We start from the raw sequence: 17,791 nt of genomic DNA, 5'->3' as shown, positions 1-17,791 counted from the left end.
CTGCCGTCCGCCAGGTTTTTCTCGTAGACCGTCAGTTCGCCGCCGTTGGTATCCAGGCCATCGAGGGTCACGCCGTCATCGTTGTTATGGATATTCAGCACCAGGTTGGCGGTGCTCGGGTCGCCATCGGCGTCGGTGAGGGTGTAGGCGAAGGTTTCGGTGCCGTTGCCATTGCCCTGCAAGGCCTTGAAGTCGGCGTCCGCGGTGTTGAGGGTGTAGGTGTAAGTGCCATCGGCTGCGAGGACCAGGGTGCCGTAGGTGCCGGTGAAGGTACCGGCGGTCACTGGGCCTGTGGGTACGCGGTCAGCGCCCTGCACGTCGTTGGTCAACACATTGCCGCTGAGCACCAGCTGGCTTTCCGAGGCCACGCCATTGCTGTCATCGACTGCCGTTGGCAGGTCGTCCACCACATTCACATCCAGCGAACCGCTGGCGGTGCTGCCATCGGCATCGGTCGCCACCACATTGAAGTGTTCGCTGAGGCTGTTGGCGCCATTGGCCGTCGGGTGGGCCTCATTGTCGGCCAGGGTGTAGCTGTAGCTGATCACCCCGGTGGCGGCGTTATAGCCCGTGATAGTCAAGGTGTTGCCCAAAGCGGTGGTCGCCGATTGTGGGAAGCCCGCGGCCACCCCGCCCGTTACCACATTGATCCCGCCCACCGTCAGGGTCTGCAGGCCATCCAGCGCGGTCACGGTGAAGGTGCCGCTTTGGGTCAACGCGCCCGCATCCGGGCTGCTGCCGTCCGCCAGGTTTTTCTCGTAGACCGTGACTTCGCCGCCTTCGGCATTGAGGCCCTGAATCACCACCGTGTCGTCGTTGTTGTGCACCTGCAACACCAGGTTGGCGGTGCTGCTGTCGCCGTCGGCATCGGTCAGGGTATAGGTGAAGCTGTCCGTACCGTTGCCGCCGCCCTGAAGCGCGAGGAACGCCGGATCGCTGGTATGCACGGTGTAGGTATAGGTACCGTCGGCGGCCAGCACCAGGGTGCCGTAGGTGCCGTTGAAGGTGCCGGCAGTGATCGGTCCGCTGGGCACCCGGTCGGCGCCTTGCACATCGTTGGTCAGGACATTGCCGCTCAGGGTCAGTTGGCTTTCCGAGGCGACGCCATTGCTGTCGTTGAACGCCTGGGGCACATCGTCGGTGATGTTGATATCCAGCGAGTTGCTCGCCGAATCGCCATTACTGTCGCTGGCGACCACGGTGAAATGTTCGCTCAGGTTGTTGGCACCGTCGGCGGCGGAATGGATTTCGTTGCCGACCAGGGTGTAGCTGTAGCTGACCGTACCCGTGGCAGGATCGAAACCGGTGATGGTCAGGGTGTTGCCGAGGGCGGTGGTAATCGACTGCGGGAAACTGGCGGCCACCCCGCCACTGACCACGGCGATCCCACCCACGCTGAGGCTGAGCAGCCCGTCGGGGGCGGAGACACTGAAGGTACCGTTCTGCACCAGCGCCGCGGGATTGCTCGCCGAGCCTTGGGGCAGATTGGCTTCGCTGAGGGTCAACTCGCCATTGGCAACCGACAGGCCGCCCAGGGTGACCGGGTTGTTCGGTGGCGGTGGCGGTGCGATACCGCCGTCGTCGCTAGGCGGTACCGCGGCAATCCGCTCAGGCACGAACTCGGGAATGCCGTTGAAGCCCGCGGTGGGAAAACCAATGATCGGCTCGACCCGACCCGCGACTTCTTCAAGCAGTACAAAGGTATGCCCGCCACCCAGGGCGCCAGCGGTGCCACCCGTAGCACCGGGGCCGGCCGCGGTGGCTTCGCCAGTCTGCGTCGGGTCGGCGCCGGCAGCGATAGCTTTCTGCAGTTGCTCGACATCGGTCAGTTGCGCCTCGCTGGGGGTCACGACTTCAGGAGCCTGCACATGGGGCGCCTGGTTCGCCAGCAGTTGCGGGGTCAATTGCAGGCTGCTGTCGCGCCCGAGGGTCAGTTCCTGGCCGTTCTGCAGATGCACGGCTACCGCGCCCTGCGCACCGGTCACCAGTTGATCCCCCGCAAACAGACGATCGCCTTCTACCAGAACGCGCCGGCTGCCATCCGCCGCTACCGCTACCACCTGCCCGATTACCTTACTGACGACACCGATTAACCTAGCCATGAGCACTTCCTCCGCTGCCGACCGCTATCGGCATCTGGTTGCACGGAAAAGTGCTATGGCGTTATCGGGTCACCGACAGGAAACGCCAGCCTGAAGGTTCGCTGATTGCTGCTCAGTCGAACCTGCGCACCGGCCTTCCCTCTCGCTCGTCCCTCGCTGGCCTGCTGTTTCTGCCGAAGGCAAAACCGAATGCAATCAAACGCATTCAGGCTTCGGACAGCCCTCCCGCGAAAGTCGCGACATGGATTCAAACACTGCAAGTGACAAAAAAATGTCGCTGTAAAATCCGTATCGCACCCTCCCCACCGCTCCTCTCCCGCCCTATGTCGCAAATTTTGTTGAACCTTTTCAAACCCCTGAAAAGCCCTCTAGAGCCTATAAATACGGGGCTTGCGAACTGAACAATGTGCTGGATTTCACAGAGTGCATAAGTTTTTTTCAGCATAAGCCTTATGAGAAATTCTTCTTAGCTTCCGCTCAGGATGTTCTTAGCTCTGTTGTTACAAGCCTGAAACGGTTTGACCTATAAAGTTCGTCATTTTTTTGGCGATTGCAAAGCACCATACATGGACCAGGGAGATGTACCTCATGCGCGTTTTTACCCCCCTCAGTAGCGCGATTTTATTAGCCATGGCCTGCATTCATCAGGCCCAAGCCATGTCTCTGACGGAGGCGATTCAAAGCACGCTGGACAACCACCCGGAACTGCGCGCGAGCCAGAACAACCGTCTGTCGGCTGATGAGGACGTCAAGGTCGCCAAAGGGGGCTTCTATCCATCGCTGGACCTGAATGCGGCCTATGGCCGTGGCTACAGCGACAACACCACCACGCGCGCGTTGGGCAACCATCACACCGAGACCCTGACCTATACCCAGTCGGAGTTGCGCCTGCGGCAAATGCTCTTCGACGGCTTCAATACCGCCAACGAAGTCGGGCGTACCCAGTCGGTCTCCAACTCGCGGGCCTACTACACCCGCGGTACCGCCGAGAGCCTGGCCCTGCGCACCATCGAGGTGTACCTGGAAGTGCTCAAGCGCCGCGAACTGGTGACCCTGGCCAAGAACAACCTGCAGGCGCACCTGCGGGTCAACGACCAGATCGGCCTGCGCAGCGAACGTGGCGTCGGCAGCACCGCCGACCTCGACCAGTCCAAGGCCCGTCGCGCCCTGGCGGAAAACAACTATGACACGGCGCAGGTCGACCTGGCCGACGCCGAAGCCAACTTCTTCAGCGCCGTGGGCCGTATGCCCGACGAACTGGAAAGCCTGCCTTCGGTGCGCGGCGAGATCCCCGCCAGCCTGCCGGATGCCCGGCAGAGCATGCTGGAGAACAACCCCTACCTGAAATCGGCCCAGGCCGACGTGCAAGCGGCCGAGAGCCAGTACGAAGTCGCCAAGTCGCCGTTCTACCCACGCTTCGATGCCGAGGCCGCGGTGGGCGCCAACGACAACGTGCAGGGCGACAAGGGCCACGACAATGAATGGCGAGTGGGCGTGGTGATGAACTACAACCTGTTCCGCGGCGGCAGCGACAAAGCCCGCCTGCAATCGGACGCGCACAAGATCAACCAGGCCATGGACATCCGCAACAACGCGCTGCGCATGCTCAACGAGAACATCACCCTGGCCTGGAACGCCATGCTCAACGCCAAGAAGCAGACCCCCACCGCTCGCGAATACGCTGAAACCACCACCCGCGTACGGGCCGCTTACCAGGACCAGTTCGGTCTCGGCCAGCGCACCCTGCTCGACCTGCTGGACAGCGAAAACGAGCTGTACAACGCCAACCGCCGCTACACCGAGGTGCGTTACACCGAGGAGTTTTCGATGTATCGCGTGCTGGCGAACATGGGCGAGTTGTTGAACAAGGAAAAAGTCGTGGTACCAGCCGAAGCGATCGCCCAGACCGAAGTGAAGAGCGAAGCCCGTCTGCCTGAGATGCGTTAAGTCCTCGGAGGACTTCAATGTGACCAGCATGGAACCCGGGAGCTCAGGCGTCGATCCGCGCCTGAGCTTTGATGACCCGTTGTTGGACGGATTGTTGATCCTCTGCAAACTGCACGACTGCACCGTCAGCCGGGCCAGCCTCAGCGCGGGGCTGCCTCTGGCCCAGCAACGCCTGAGCCTGGACCTGCTGCCCCGCGCCGCGGCCCGCGCCAGCCTGCAGGCCCGCCTGCTGCGGCGTGAGCTGTCGGCGATCTCCAGGCTCAACCTGCCGGTGCTGCTGATCCTCAAGCATGGCCGCTGTGCGGTCCTGCGCCGCTGGGGCGATGACGGCCAGGCGCTGATCCTGCCCAGCGAAGCCGAAGGCGGCGAGCAGTGGGTCAGCCAGGCGGAGCTGAACGATGACTACAGTGGCCAGGCGCTGTTCGCCCGGCCACGCCACGAACTGGAAGAACTGCGCAATTCCCTGGTGCCGCGGGTCGAAGCCTGGTTTCGCGACACCCTGAAACTCTCGCGCTGGCTGTACAGCGACGCGATCCTCGCCAGCCTGCTGATCAACCTCCTGGGGTTGATGGTGCCGCTGTTCGTCATGCAGACCTACGACCGCGTGGTGCCCAACCAGGCCACCTCGACCCTCTGGGTGCTGGCCATCGGCCTGTTGATCGGCACCGGCTTCGAGCTGGTACTGCGGGTGGTGCGCGCCCATCTGCTGGACAGCGCCGGCAAGCGCACCGACGTGATTCTCTCCGCCACCCTGTTCGAGCGCATCACCGGCATGGCGATGAAAGCCAAGCCGGCGACCATCGGCGGCTTCGCCCAGAGCATCCATGACTTCCAGGGCCTGCGCGAGTTTCTCACCGCCGTGACCCTGACCAGCCTGATCGACCTGCCCTTCGCCGTGCTGATGCTGCTGGTGATCGGCCTGCTCGGCGGCTGGCTGGTGGTGATCCCGCTGCTGGCGTTTCCCCTGACCATCGCCTTCGCCATGCTGATCCAGGCCCGCCTGCGCGACACCGTGCAAAAGAGCCTGAGCCTGGGCGCCGAACGCCAGGCGCTGCTGATCGAGACCCTCGGCGGCCTGGAAACCCTCAAGGCCTGCAGCGCCGAAAGCGAACGCCAGCACCGGTGGGAAAGCACCCACGGCGCCCTCACCCGCCTCGATAGCCACGCGCGCAATCTCTCGGCCCTGGCCACCAACGGCACCCTGTTCATCCAGCAGTTCTGCGGCATGGCGACCATAGTCGCCGGGGTCTACAGCATCATCGCCGGCAACCTCAGCGTCGGCGCGCTGGTCGCCACCTACATGCTCGGCAGCCGGGTCCTGGCGCCGCTGGGGCAGATCGCCGGGCTGATCACCCGCTACCAGCAGGCGCAACTGACCATGCGCAGCACCGACGCCCTGATGGCCTTGCCCCAGGAACGCGATGCCCGCCAGCGCCCGCTGGAGCGCACGCAACTGCAAGGCGCGCTGGCGCTCAATCAGGTGACCTTCCGTTATCAGGGACAGAATGCCGCGGCCCTGAGCAATATCAGCTTCAGCATGCAGCCCGGCGAACGCATCGGCATCATCGGCCGCAGCGGCTCCGGCAAGAGCACCCTGGGACGCCTGGTCATGGGTTTCTATGCCCCCGAGGAAGGCCAGTTGCTGCTGGACGGCCTGGACCTGCGCCAACTGGACGTGGCCGACCTGCGCCAGCAGATCGGCTATGTCGCCCACGACCTGCCGCTGCTGGCCGGCAGCCTGCGCGACAACCTGACCCTCGGCGCCCGCTACATCAGCGATGCGCGCATGCTCGAGGTCGCCGAGCTGACCGGAGTCACCGAGCTGGCACGCCAGCATCCCCAAGGCTTCGACCGGCCGGTGGGCGAGCGTGGCCAGCTGCTGTCCGGCGGCCAGCGCCAAGCGGTGCTGCTGGCCCGAGCGCTGCTGCTGGACCCACCGATCATGCTCCTGGACGAACCCACCAGCGCCATGGACAACAGCAGCGAAGACGCCCTGCGCCAGCGCCTGCACGCCTGGGTGCAAGGCAAGACCCTGCTGCTGGTGACCCACCGCACCTCGATGCTCAGCCTGGTGGAGCGGCTGGTGGTCCTGGACAACGGGCGGATCGTCGCCGACGGGCCGAAAGAAGCGGTCATCGATGCACTGCGCAAGGGCCGTGTCGGCTCTGCGGCGGTCTAGGAGTCGCCCTATGCCTGCCTCATCGCAATCACGCGGCTACTTCGCCAGCCTGCGCAAAAGCGCGGAAAGCGAGTTCATGCCCGAAACCGCCGGCGCCTCGCTGCAGGATTCGCCCCGCGGCTCGCGCATCGTCGTCTGGCTGACCACCGGGCTGCTCGTCAGCGCCCTGCTCTGGGCCAAGTTCGCGGTGCTTCAGGAAGTCACCACCGGCGAAGGCAAGGCCATCCCGTCGAGTAAGGTGCAGGTGGTGCAGAACCTGGAAGGCGGCATCGTCACCGAGATCTTCGTGCGCGAAGGGCAGATGGTGAACAAGGGCGACACCCTGCTGCGCCTGGACGACACACGTTTCCTGTCGAACAAGGGCGAAAGCGAGGCCGACCGCTATGCCTTGATGGCCCAGGTCGAACGCCTGTCCGCCGAAGCCGAGGGTCGGCCGTTCAAGCCATCCGACGAAGTGGTGGCCAAGGCGCCCCAGGTGGCGGAGGACGAACGCTCGCTGTACGAACAGCGCCAGCGCCGCCTGGCCAGCGAACAACGGACCCTGAGCGAACAGCTGCGGCAAAAGACCCAGGAACTGGCGGAGTTCCGTTCGAAACAGGGGCAATTCAGTTCCAGCCTGGCCCTGCTCAACCAGGAGATGAACATGTCGGCGCCGCTGGTAAGTACCGGCGCGGTGTCACCGGTGGAGATCCTGCGTCTCAAACGCAGCGCGGTGGAAATCCGCGGCTCGTTGAATGCCACGACCCTGGCCATTCCCCGGGCGGAATCGGCGATCAACGAAATCAGGAGCAAGATCGACGAGTCCGAACAAGGCTTCCGTTCCGACGCCGCCAAGGAACTCAACGAGAAACGCACCGACCTGTCGAAAATCACCGCCTCGAGCATCGCCATCGACGACCGAGTGACCCGCACCACCGTGACTTCGCCGGTGCACGGGGTGATCAAGCAGCTCAAGGTCAACACCATCGGCGGCGTGGTCCAGCCGGGCAGCGACATGCTGGAAATCGTGCCGCTGGAGGACAACCTGCTGATCGAGGCCAAGGTGCGGCCACAGGACGTGGCCTTCCTCCATCCCGGGCAGAAAGCCATGGTCAAGTTCAGCGCCTACGACTACACCATCTACGGTGGCCTGAGCGCCAAGCTGGAACTGATCGGCGCCGACACCATCGCCGACGACAAGGGCAACAGTTTCTATCTGATCCAGGTGCGCACCGACAAGAACCACCTGGGCGGCGACCTCAAGCCGCTGCTGATCATCCCCGGCATGGTCGCCACGGTGGACATCATCACCGGCGAGAAAAGCGTGCTCGACTACCTGCTCAAGCCGGTGCTCAAGGCGCGGACCGAGGCGATGCGCGAGCGCTGATACACCCGACCTGTAGCCGCTGCCGCAGGCTGCGCCGGGGCGCGCAGCGGCCCCTGGGCCTGACACCGCGTACCTCCTGCAAGACCGAGGCGCCTGGATCGGCGCCCGCTTCGCGGTCGATCGCAGCCTGCGGCAGCGGCTACAGGTCTTTTGTCTGCTGGTGGTTACGTTGGTAGGTGTCTTCGCCCATTGCCGCGATCTGTCCGTCGATCAAGGCCTCGAAAGGCTTCAGCAAGGGCACGAACGTGGCCGGTGCCTCCAGGACCTGCAGGGCCTGGACGATGGCCTCGATGGTCGACAGGGCCCCCGGCCCGGGCGCCTTGCGCAGCCGGTAACGGGACACCGTGCCTTCGGCCAGGGTCACCCGGGGCAACGCGGCCAGCAGCGGATTGAGGTGCAGCAACTTGCGCGCCTTGCGCCAGGTACCGTCGGGCACCACCAACAGCAAGGGCTGCTCGTCCGGCACGCGGGAATAGGCCTGCAACGGCTGCGCGTCCTCCGCCGGGAACAGCAGGCGTGCCTGATACCCGGGACAGTTCAACAGCTTCGGCAGATCGGCAAACACCTCGCCGACGATCAACTCGGCATTGTTCAACCCCAACGCCGCCAGCCGCGCAGTGTTCAGCGCGTGGTTCACTTCGCTGGGATGCTGCAACAGGAGTATCCGGGTGCGGCTGTCCAGCCGTGGAATCAGCGGGCACAGGCAATGGGTTTTCGGGCGCAGGCAACGCGGGCATTGAATTCTCGACATGGGCGCCTCCTCAGGCCTGATTGAGCTGCGCCTTGAGCAGGTCGCGGAACGTCTGGATCAACGGTTCGCGGCTGCGCCCACGGCGCACGATCATCGAAAACGGCGCCTGATAACCGAAGGTCGCCGGCAGCAGCACGCGCAAATCGCCCTTGTCGGCCCAGGCCTGGGCGTAATGCTCCGGCAGGTAGCCGATGTAGGCGCCGGACAGCACCAGGATCAGTTGCGCTTCCATGCTCTCCACCGTCGCCGCGCTGTGCTTGAAGCCGTGGCGCGCCAGCTCGGCCTGGCTCCAGTAGCCACGGCCGACCATGCGCTGCTGGGTGATCACCTGCTCGGGGATGCGCCGCTCGTTGAACAGCGGGTGCCGGCTGCTGCAATACAGCCAGTGCTGCTCGCGGTACAGCGGCATATACACCAGCCCGCTCATGCGCGTGGAGAACGCACCGATGGCCAGGTCCAGGCGGTTGTCCTGCACGCCGAGCTGCAATTCGTAGGGGCTGAGTACCGACAGATGCAAATGCACCGCCGGGTGTTCCTGGCTGTAGGCACCGATGGCTTCGGCGAACGGCAGGGCCTTGTCGCTCACCGTCGAGTCGATCACCCCCAGGTTGAGGGTGCCGCGCAGTTCGCCCTTGAGCGCCGCGGCGTACTGCTCGAAACCCTCCAGCTCGCCCAGCAGGCGCAGGGTTTCCTGGTGGAACAACTCGCCCTTGCTGGTCAGGGTGAAACCGCCGCGGCCACGGTGGCACAGGACCAGCCCCAGGGCCGACTCGAGCTGGCTCATGTAGGTGCTGATGGCCGACGTGGAGAGGTTCAGTTCGTGCTGGGCATTGGCGAACCCCTGATGCCGCACCACGCTGACGAAGATGCGCAATAGTTTCAGATCAGGTAAAGCGTTGGCCATGGGAGCTCCACAAGGAAAATCGACAACGGGGATCGGGTGTCAGGGTCATCCAGACCTCATTGGCGTTCCTTCATGAACAGCGTCGCGGCGCCGATTATGACCGCTGTGCGGCCAATCGCCGGCAAGTCTCCCTCCTGCTTCTGTAAGAGCGAGGCTTGCCCGCGAATGATCTCCGGTCCGGGCAGTGCCGCTCTCACTGGGCCAGAGTCTATCCTTTACACCCGCCCTTAGTTTAGAAAAATCTGAACTAAGTATTTGCCCGTAGCGATTCTTCCTGCCCACTACATTTCGCAGAATCGGCCCCACTCGGTTTCGCCGGCAGTCATTGCCGCGCCACAAACCCCATAAATAAAACAACGATGAGGCCAATCCCGTGGACAAGATTCTCCACCAACCACTGGGCGGCAACGAAATGCCGCGCTTCGGCGGCATCGCCACCATGATGCGTCTTCCCCATGTACCTACCCCGGCCGGCCTGGATGCCGCCTTCGTCGGCGTACCGCTGGACATCGGCACCTCGCTGCGCGCCGGCACCCGCTTCGGGCCCCGTGAGATCCGCGCCGAATCGGTGATGATCCGTCCGTACAACATGGCCACCGGCGCCGCGCCCTTCGACTCGCTGAACGTGGCCGACATCGGCGACGTGGCCATCAACACCTTCAACCTGCTGGACGCCGTGCGCATCATCGAAGAAGCCTACGACGGCATTCTCGAGCACAACGTGATCCCGCTGACCCTGGGCGGCGACCACACCATCACCCTGCCGATCCTGCGCGCCATCCACAAGAAACACGGCAAGGTCGGCCTGGTGCACATCGATGCCCACGCCGATGTCAACGATCACATGTTCGGCGAGAAGATCGCCCACGGCACCACCTTCCGCCGCGCCGTCGAAGAAGGCCTGCTGGACTGCGACCGCGTGGTGCAGATCGGCCTGCGCGCCCAGGGCTACACCGCCGAAGACTTCAACTGGAGCCGCAAGCAGGGCTTTCGCGTGGTGCAGGCCGAAGAATGCTGGCACAAGTCGCTGGACCCGCTGATGGCCGAAGTACGGGCGAAAGTCGGCGACGGCCCGGTGTACCTGAGCTTCGACATCGACGGCATCGACCCGGCCTGGGCGCCAGGCACCGGCACCCCGGAAATCGGCGGCCTGACCACCATCCAGGCGATCGAGATCGTCCGTGGCTGCCAGGGCCTCGACCTGGTCGGCTGCGATCTGGTAGAAGTCTCGCCGCCGTACGACACCACCGGCAACACCTCGCTGCTGGGCGCCAACCTGCTGTACGAAATGCTCTGCGTGCTGCCGGGCGTGGCGCGTCGCTGAGGCCCGGCCATGAGCGAGCGCGAGCAGGTCCTCAAAGCCGCCGCCGAACTGGTGGCGGCCTTCGCCCGTAACGATCGCGAAGCCTACTTCGGTGCGTTCAGCACCGACGCCAGCTTCGTCTTCCACACCCTCGCCCAGCCCCTGCTGTCCCGCGACGCCTACCAGGCGCTGTGGGACAGCTGGCGTCGCGAGGACGGCTTCGAGGTGCTGTCCTGCACCTCGAGCAACGCGTTTGTCAGCCTGCAGGGGGACACCGCGGTATTCATTCATGACGTCGCCACCGAGCTGCGCATGCAAGGGGAGCAACACTTCAGCCAGGAGCGCGAGACCATTGTTTTTTGCAAACAAGGGTCCGGCACACAACAACAAGGCCTATGGCTGGCCTGCCACGAACATTTGTCCGCAATGCCGGAAGGGCTGCCACCCCCTTAGCCAGAAAGGTGACGCTCACGCACGATGAGCGCGCCCTAGTGATCGGAGCAGATCATGAATAACAACAACAAAGAAAAAAGCCTTAGCAGCATCGAAACGAACGGGGTCGAACAGATCCCCGACCATGAACGCGACGCCCGGCCCAGCGACCTGTTTCGCCTGATCTTCGGCGGCGCCAATACCTTCGCCACCGCCGTGCTCGGCAGCTTCCCGGTGCTGTTCGGCCTGTCCTTCCAGGCGGGTGTCTGGGCGATCGTGCTGGGCGTGATCCTGGGGGCATTGATCCTCGCGCCGATGGGCCTGTTCGGACCGATCAACGGCACCAACAACGCCGTCTCTTCCGGTGCGCACTTCGGCGTGCACGGGCGGATCGTCGGCTCGTTCCTGTCGTTGCTGACCGCCATCGCCTTCTTCTCCCTCTCCGTATGGAGTTCGGGGGACGCCCTGGTGGGCGGCGCCAAGCGCCTGGTCGACCTGCCGGAAACCGACCTGACCCTGGGCCTGGCCTACGGCCTGTTCGCGATCCTGGTACTGACGGTGTGCATCTACGGCTTCCGCTTCATGCTGTGGGTCAACCGCATTGCCGTCTGGGCGGCGAGCCTGCTGTTCCTGCTGGGGATCTTCGCCTTCGCGCCGGCCTTCGACAGCCAGTTCGCCGGTACCCTGGCCCTCGGCCAGGCGGGTTTCTGGGCGGCCTTCATCGGTGCCGCGCTGGTGGCCATGAGCAACCCGATTTCCTTCGGCGCGTTCCTCGGCGACTGGTCGCGCTACATCCCCCGCGAAACGCCGAAAGGCCGGATCATGCTGGCGGTGATCGCCGCGCAGATCGCCACCCTGATTCCCTTCCTGTTCGGCCTGGCCACCGCCACCATCGTGGAGATCAAGGCGCCCGACTACATCGCCGCCAACAACTACGTCGGCGGCCTGCTGGCGGTCTCGCCGAGCTGGTTCTTCCTGCCGGTGTGCCTGATCGCGGTGATTGGCGGCATGTCCACCGGCACCACCTCGCTGTATGGCACCGGCCTGGACATGTCCAGCGTGTTCCCGCGGGTGCTGTCGCGGGTCAAGGCGACCCTGCTGATCGGCGTGCTGTCGATCGCCTTCATCTTCATCGGGCGCTTCGCCGCCAACCTGGTGCAGAGCGTGTCGACCTTCGCCGTGCTGATCATCACCTGCACCACCCCGTGGATGGTGATCATGCTGATCGGCCTGCTGGTGCGTCGCGGCTTCTACTGCCCGGACGACCTGCAAGTCTTCACCCGTGGCGAGCAAGGTGGCCGCTACTGGTTCCAGCACGGCTGGAACTGGCGTGGCCTGGGGGCCTGGATCCCCAGCGCGCTGGTCGGCCTGTGCTTCGTCAACCTGCCCGGGCAGTTCGTCGGTCCGCTGGGCAACCTGGCCGACGGCATCGATATCAGCCTGCCGGTGACCCTGGGCCTGGCCTCGCTGGTGTACCTGGCCCTGCTCAACCTGTTCCCGGAGCCGGCCGCGGTCTACGGCCCCAACGATCCACGCAGCAAGAGCACGGATTCGCTCGGTAAACCGGTCATGCGCCAAGCCGCCTGACTCAAGCATGACCTGTAGCGGCAGGCTCGCCGGCAATCACGCCTCACACGACGGGTCCGCCAGACCGCGTCGCCTTGATTGCGGCAAGCCTCGCTTCTACAGCAAGCCACTATAAGAAAGACAATCGGAGACACGCCATCATGGCTTTAGATCTATTCGTCGTACTCATCTACGCCGCCGGCATGCTGGTGCTCGGCTATTACGGCATGCGCAAGGCCAAGACCCACGAGGACTACCTGGTAGCCGGCCGCAACCTGGGCCCGACCCTGTACATGGGCACCATGGCCGCCACCGTGCTGGGCGGTGCCTCCACCGTCGGCACCGTGCGCCTGGGCTATGTCCACGGCATCTCCGGCTTCTGGCTGTGCGCGGCGCTGGGCCTGGGCATCATCGCCCTCAACCTGCTGCTGGCCAAACCGCTGCTCAAGCTGCGGATCTTCACCGTTACCCAGGTCCTGGAAAAACGCTACAACCCGATGGCCCGCCAGGCCAGCGCGGTGATCATGCTGGCCTACGCGCTGATGATCGGCGTGACCTCGATCCTCGCCATCGGCACCGTGCTGCAAGTGCTGTTCGGCCTGCCGTTCTGGATTTCGGTGCTGCTGGGCGGTGGCGTGGTGGTGATTTATTCGGCGATCGGCGGCATGTGGTCGCTGACCCTGACCGACATCGTCCAGTTCGTGATCAAGACCGTCGGCCTGATGTTCATCCTGCTGCCGATCTGCCTGTACCGCGTCGGCGGCTGGGATGAGCTGGTGGCCAAGCTGCCGGCGTCCAGCTTCAGCTTCACCACCATCGGCTGGGACACCATCGTCACCTACTTCATGATCTACTTCTTCGGCATCCTGATCGGCCAGGACATCTGGCAACGGGTGTTCACCGCCAAGACCGAAAAAGTCGCGCAATACGCAGGCACCGTCGCCGGCTTCTACTGCATCCTCTACGGTCTGGCCTGCGCCTTGATCGGCATGGCCGCGCATGTCTTGCTGCCGGACCTGGACAACGTCAACAACGCCTTCGCCGCCATCGTCAAAGCCTCGCTGCCGGACGGCATCCGTGGCCTGGTGATCGCCGCGGCCCTGGCCGCCATGATGTCCACCGCCAGCGCCGGCCTGCTGGCCGCCTCCACCACCCTGACCGAAGACCTGTTGCCCAAGCTGCGTGGCGGCAAGCAGTCGAGCCTGGGGATCAACCGCCTGTTCACCCTGCTGACCGGCATCGTGGTCCTGGGCATCGCCCTGGTGGTCAACGACGTGATCAGCGCCCTGACCCTGGCCTATAACCTGCTGGTGGGCGGCATGCTGATCCCGCTGATCGGGGCGATCTTCTGGAAACGCGCGACCACCGCCGGCGCCATCGCCAGCATGGGCCTGGGTTTCCTCACCGCGCTGGCGTTCATGTTCAAGGACGGCCTGGACGCCAACACCCCGATCTACTACAGCCTGGCTGTCGGCCTGATCAGCTTCGTGGTGGTGAGCCTGTTGTCTCGTCGCCCGGCAACCCTGGCCAACGCGATCTAACCTCAGGTCAGACGCCGTACATTTTTCTTCGGCGGGTGCAGCGTCGGTGGCTGCACCCGTTTTTTTTCGCCTGGAGGAAAGTCGATGAAGATTGTCAGCCGCGACCGCTGGTTCGAAGTCAGAAGCCTGAGCGACGGGATTCGGCTGATCCACGAGCCCTATATCCGGCCGTTCTATCGCTGCAACCTGTGGCATATCCAGGGTCGCGACAGGGACCTGCTGCTGGACAGCGGCTCCGGCCTGGTCAGCTTGCGCGAACAGTTGCCCTGGCTCACCGAACGGCCGTTGCTGGCGGTGGCCAGCCATTGCCATTTCGACCATATCGCCGGGCATCACGAATTCCCCGAACGCCTGGTGCACCCGGCCGAGGCGCAGATCCTAGCCGCGCCTGACGGGGCCAATACCTTGTCGGCCGCCTTCGTTGGCGACGCGATGTTCGAGGCCCACCCGGATTGCCCGCTGTGCTACGCCGAATATCGGGTCAAGGCCGCCCCGGCGACGCGCCTGATCGAGGAAGGCGACGTGCTCGACCTGGGCAACCGTAGCCTCCAGGTGCTGCATACGCCCGGCCATTCCCCCGGGGGGATCAGCCTCTGGGAAGCCGCCAGTGGCACCCTGTTCAGCGGCGACATCATCTACGACGGTCCGTTGGTCGAAGACGCCTACCACTCCAACCTGGAGGACTACGCTGCCAGCCTGAGACGCCTGTACCAACTGCCGGTGCGGACTGTGCATGGCGGCCATTTCGGCAGTTTTTCGGGAACGCAGCTGCGCAGGATGATCGAGGATTGGATCCGCCGGCACCCATGAAGCTGTGCTGTACTGCACACAATCGCGCCCGCTTCAAAGACCATGCGCAGGCCCCTGGCGAAAAGAGCCAAGATGAAAAGAGCCGAAGTCCGACAAGCCGTGCATGACTTCATCAGCCGCCTGCTGGATGGCAACGACGGATTTGCCGACGACGTGAGCCTGCAGGAGCTGGGGTTGGACAAGCAGGATATCGAGGACCTGATCTTCCACCTGGAAGATCAGTTTGGACTGACCGCCTTCACTCACGAAGAAGACCAGATGCTCAAGGCGGCGAACAGCGCCAATGACTTGAGCCGGTTTCTGCTGAAGATTTCACGGCACTGAAGACTCCACGGCGCCAAGCACCATGGGCGGGTTGCGAGTTGACGGGTTTGGATCAGAAGGCGGCAACCGTTCGCGAGTGAACCTGCCCTCGCGCGGCTGAAAAGTGACGGGAGCAGGCTGGATGCCTGCCCCATTCCCGAGCCGATGGTTAGCGGCGACGCTGTTGCCGACGCCGTTGTTCGTCGTCTGTGCGGATTGGCACCGGCTGCAATGGCGGCTCGATCAGCCCCAGTGCGACCCCGAGGTCGTGAAGCCAGTTTTGCAGTTTCTCTTTCATAGTGCCCCCCTTAAGGGTCGTGCCTGGCGGCTGGGTTCTGAAGCCGCTTCGCTCTGATAATAGCGCTAACTTTCGCCCAGTGCTCCCCCCGGATAGCAATGATCTGTTACCGGATTAATCCGAATCAGCCAGCCCGTTTCAGGCCGTCGCCCGCTGATCCGTCTGACTCGCCTGTTGCAGCTCGATCCAGGCATTGAGGTTGGCGCCGAGCATGCCCTTGCGCCACATCAGCCAGGTGGTGGCACTGGCGAATGGCTCGGCCAGCGGGTGAACCGCCACGCTCTCGCGACCGGGCAGGCTGGCGAGCATCGACGCCGACATCAGCGCCACCCCGGACCCGGCAATCACGCAGGCCAGCATTCCCTGATAGGACTCGATTTCTATCGCCCGCCCCATGGCCGCTTGGTAGTGGGCGAACCAGGACTCCAGGCGCAGGCGGTACGAGCAGCCGCGGCGAAAGGTAAATACCGCACGCCCTTCGACATCCCGGGCACTGCGGATCGGCGGGTGGTCCGCTTCGCTGATCAACACCAGCTTTTCATCGCACAGCGGCACCCCGTCCAGGCTGGCCAGCTCCAGCGGGCCGTCCACCAGCACTGCATCCAGGCGCCCGGCCAGCAAGCCTTCGAGCAACTCGCTGCTGGGCGCCGATTGCACCTGCAGGTTCACCGCCGGGTAGGCGCGGTGGTAACGCGCCAGCAGCGCCGGTAATTGAATCGCTGCCGTGCTGTACATGGTGCCCAGTACGAAATCCCCGGCCGGCTGACCGCCCTGCACCGCCCCATGGGCCTCATCGCGCAGGGCAAACAGGCGCGCGGCGTAATCGAGCAGCACCTTGCCCGCCGGCGACAGTTGCAGCCGCTGCCGTTCCCGAAGGAACAGCTCGACCCCCAGTTGCTCTTCCAGTTGCTTGAGCCGCGTCGACAGGTTGGACGGCACCCGATGCAAGCGCTCGGCCGCCCGAGTGATGGAACCTTCCTCGGCGACCGCCTGGAAGATGCGCAACTGGCTGAACTCCACGACCATTCTCCAAAATCGAACAAGTTACTTAATATTATTCATTTTTATAGAAAGTCAATCAGTCCTAGCCTGACGGTCATCGCCTCTTCGACGGAGCCCGGACCATGTCACCGCTGATTCGCTTACTCGCCAGTTTCATTGCCCTGATGATGGCCATGGGCATCGGTCGCTTCGCCCTCACCCCGCAACTGCCACACCTGCTGAGCGAAGGCCAGGTCGACCTGACCGACACTGGCCTGATCGCCGCCGCCAACTACCTGGGGTATTTCATCGGCGCGCTGGATGCCATGTTCGCCCGCCGCCCGGCCCAGGTTCGCCGGCGTCTGTTGGGCGGGCTGTGGCTGTGCGTGCTGCTGACCCTGGCCTCGTTCTGGGCCGGCGGCTTCTGGGCGCATTCGGTATTGCGCTTCGGCACCGGCGTGGCCAGTGCCTGGGTGATGGTGATGATCGCCGCCCTGAGCCAGTCGCTGGCCCTGGCCGCCGGCCGGCCACGCCTGGGCGCCCTGGTGTTTGCCGGGCCCGGGCTGGGGATTTTCCTCACCGGCCTGCTGGCCCTGGGCTCGAACCTGCTGGGGCAAAGCTCCGCGATCCTGTGGCTGGTGTACGCCGCGGCCGGCCTGCTGATGCTGCTGGTGATCCTGCCGATCCTGCCGCAACCCGCCATGCCCGCACTGACCGCCCAGATGCCACACGCCTCGACCCACAGCGGCATCCCCCGCCTCGGGCTGATTTATGCGCTGTACGGCCTGGGTTACATCATCCCGGCAACCTTCCTGTCACAGATGGCCAGCGCGCGCTTTCAAGGGCAATGGCAGGCCGACCTGTTCTGGCCGTGCTTCGGTCTGGCGGCGGCCATCGGCGTGGGGCTGGTCAGCCTGCGCCGACACAGCCCGAACGCCACCCGTCACTGGCTGATGGCGACCTTGTGGCTGCAAGCCGCCGGGGTCTTCGCCTGTCTGCTGGGCAGTGGCGCCGGCCTGGCGCTGGGGGTGATTCTTTGCGGCGCGCCGTTCCTGGCCTGCATGCAGTTGGTGATGCAGCGCTCACGGGAGTTGGCGCCCCATGCAGCCCAGCGCAACGCCGGTTTGCTCACGGCCTGCTTCGCCATGGGCCAGTTGAGCGGGCCACTGCTGGCGGCCCTGAGCAGCCATTTCAGCGGTAGCCTGCAACCGGCGCTGATCGTCGCCGGCAGCAGCCTGCTACTGGCGGGGGTCTTGCTGTTGAGGCAACAACCGCTTGCCCGGGAATGCCACGCCACGGCCTGAGCCT

The 17,791-nt window shown here is 64.4% G+C and carries 15 protein-coding genes; 10 read left to right on the top strand and 5 right to left on the bottom strand.

Going from position 1 to position 17,791, the window contains the following annotated elements; translation table 11 throughout:
* A partial coding sequence (locus AC07Y9_RS11645; protein ID WP_146021871.1) for a retention module-containing protein occupies positions 1-2,102 on the bottom strand: 2,102 nt, incomplete at its 3' end.
* A 588-nt stretch (positions 2,103-2,690) separates the two neighbouring features.
* Here AC07Y9_RS11645 and AC07Y9_RS11640 point away from each other — a divergent pair.
* From AC07Y9_RS11640 to AC07Y9_RS11630, 3 genes are read left to right on the top strand one after another with little or no spacing between them, the layout of a single operon-like run.
* Positions 2,691-4,049, top strand: coding sequence for a TolC family outer membrane protein (locus AC07Y9_RS11640; RefSeq protein ID WP_007920684.1), 1,359 nt, complete (start codon positions 2,691-2,693; stop codon positions 4,047-4,049).
* Between the two features lie 19 nt (positions 4,050-4,068).
* Positions 4,069-6,228 (top strand): type I secretion system permease/ATPase, encoded by a 2,160-nt coding sequence (locus tag AC07Y9_RS11635; protein WP_087088959.1) that lies wholly within the window; start codon positions 4,069-4,071, stop codon positions 6,226-6,228.
* Between the two features lie 10 nt (positions 6,229-6,238).
* A complete protein-coding gene (locus tag AC07Y9_RS11630; RefSeq protein ID WP_007920682.1) occupies positions 6,239-7,594 on the top strand; it encodes an HlyD family type I secretion periplasmic adaptor subunit in 1,356 nt (451 codons plus the stop codon).
* Between the two features lie 139 nt (positions 7,595-7,733).
* On the opposite strand, the gene AC07Y9_RS11625 is transcribed toward AC07Y9_RS11630, so the two are convergent.
* Together AC07Y9_RS11625 and AC07Y9_RS11620 are read right to left on the bottom strand one after the other, a co-directional pair.
* Complete coding sequence (locus tag AC07Y9_RS11625) at positions 7,734-8,345, bottom strand: tRNA-uridine aminocarboxypropyltransferase (protein WP_087088961.1); 612 nt, start codon at positions 8,343-8,345, stop codon at positions 7,734-7,736.
* 10 nt (positions 8,346-8,355) lie between these two features.
* The gene (locus AC07Y9_RS11620) at positions 8,356-9,249 is read right to left on the bottom strand and encodes a LysR family transcriptional regulator (RefSeq protein ID WP_087088963.1); all 894 of its coding nucleotides are present in this window, start codon (positions 9,247-9,249) and stop codon (positions 8,356-8,358) included.
* Positions 9,250-9,622: 373 nt separating this feature from the next.
* Here AC07Y9_RS11620 and speB point away from each other — a divergent pair, with 373 nt between their 5' ends.
* The 6 genes from speB (at position 9,623) to AC07Y9_RS11590 (ending at position 15,225) form a co-directional block, all read left to right on the top strand.
* Positions 9,623-10,573: an agmatinase gene (speB, locus tag AC07Y9_RS11615; protein ID WP_007920678.1), complete on the top strand. Its 951-nt coding sequence runs from the start codon at positions 9,623-9,625 to the stop codon at positions 10,571-10,573.
* A 9-nt stretch (positions 10,574-10,582) separates the two neighbouring features.
* Positions 10,583-11,005 carry a YybH family protein gene (locus AC07Y9_RS11610; RefSeq protein WP_062823289.1) on the top strand — a complete coding sequence of 141 codons (423 nt, stop codon included), beginning with the start codon at positions 10,583-10,585 and terminating at the stop codon, positions 11,003-11,005.
* A gap of 54 nt (positions 11,006-11,059) precedes the next feature.
* The gene (locus tag AC07Y9_RS11605) at positions 11,060-12,571 is read left to right on the top strand and encodes a purine-cytosine permease family protein (RefSeq protein WP_102679198.1); all 1,512 of its coding nucleotides are present in this window, start codon (positions 11,060-11,062) and stop codon (positions 12,569-12,571) included.
* A 140-nt stretch (positions 12,572-12,711) separates the two neighbouring features.
* Entirely contained in the window at positions 12,712-14,091 is a 1,380-nt protein-coding gene (locus AC07Y9_RS11600) for a sodium:solute symporter family protein (protein WP_087088967.1), read from the top strand.
* 84 nt (positions 14,092-14,175) lie between these two features.
* Positions 14,176-14,901: an MBL fold metallo-hydrolase gene (locus tag AC07Y9_RS11595; RefSeq protein ID WP_102679199.1), complete on the top strand. Its 726-nt coding sequence runs from the start codon at positions 14,176-14,178 to the stop codon at positions 14,899-14,901.
* 72 nt (positions 14,902-14,973) lie between these two features.
* The gene (locus AC07Y9_RS11590) at positions 14,974-15,225 is read left to right on the top strand and encodes a phosphopantetheine-containing protein (protein WP_007920673.1); all 252 of its coding nucleotides are present in this window, start codon (positions 14,974-14,976) and stop codon (positions 15,223-15,225) included.
* 148 nt (positions 15,226-15,373) lie between these two features.
* Here the strand turns inward: AC07Y9_RS11590 and AC07Y9_RS11585 are convergent, their stop codons facing one another.
* Both AC07Y9_RS11585 and ptrR read right to left on the bottom strand, forming a co-directional pair.
* Entirely contained in the window at positions 15,374-15,502 is a 129-nt protein-coding gene (locus AC07Y9_RS11585; RefSeq protein WP_009042667.1) for a PA1414 family protein, read from the bottom strand.
* A gap of 138 nt (positions 15,503-15,640) precedes the next feature.
* Entirely contained in the window at positions 15,641-16,522 is an 882-nt protein-coding gene (gene ptrR / locus AC07Y9_RS11580) for a putrescine utilization regulator PtrR (protein ID WP_007920672.1), read from the bottom strand.
* A gap of 104 nt (positions 16,523-16,626) precedes the next feature.
* Between ptrR and AC07Y9_RS11575 the strand changes: the two genes are divergently transcribed.
* On the top strand, positions 16,627-17,787 hold the full coding sequence (locus AC07Y9_RS11575; protein ID WP_102679200.1) for an MFS transporter: 1,161 nt from the start codon (positions 16,627-16,629) through the stop codon (positions 17,785-17,787).
* Positions 17,788-17,791: the final 4 nt, after the last annotated feature.

It is taken from the genome of Pseudomonas sp. GW456-L12, from assembly GCF_059424045.1.
Note: the sequence above shows the minus strand (reverse complement) of the source record. Positions and strands in the feature narration are given on the sequence as shown.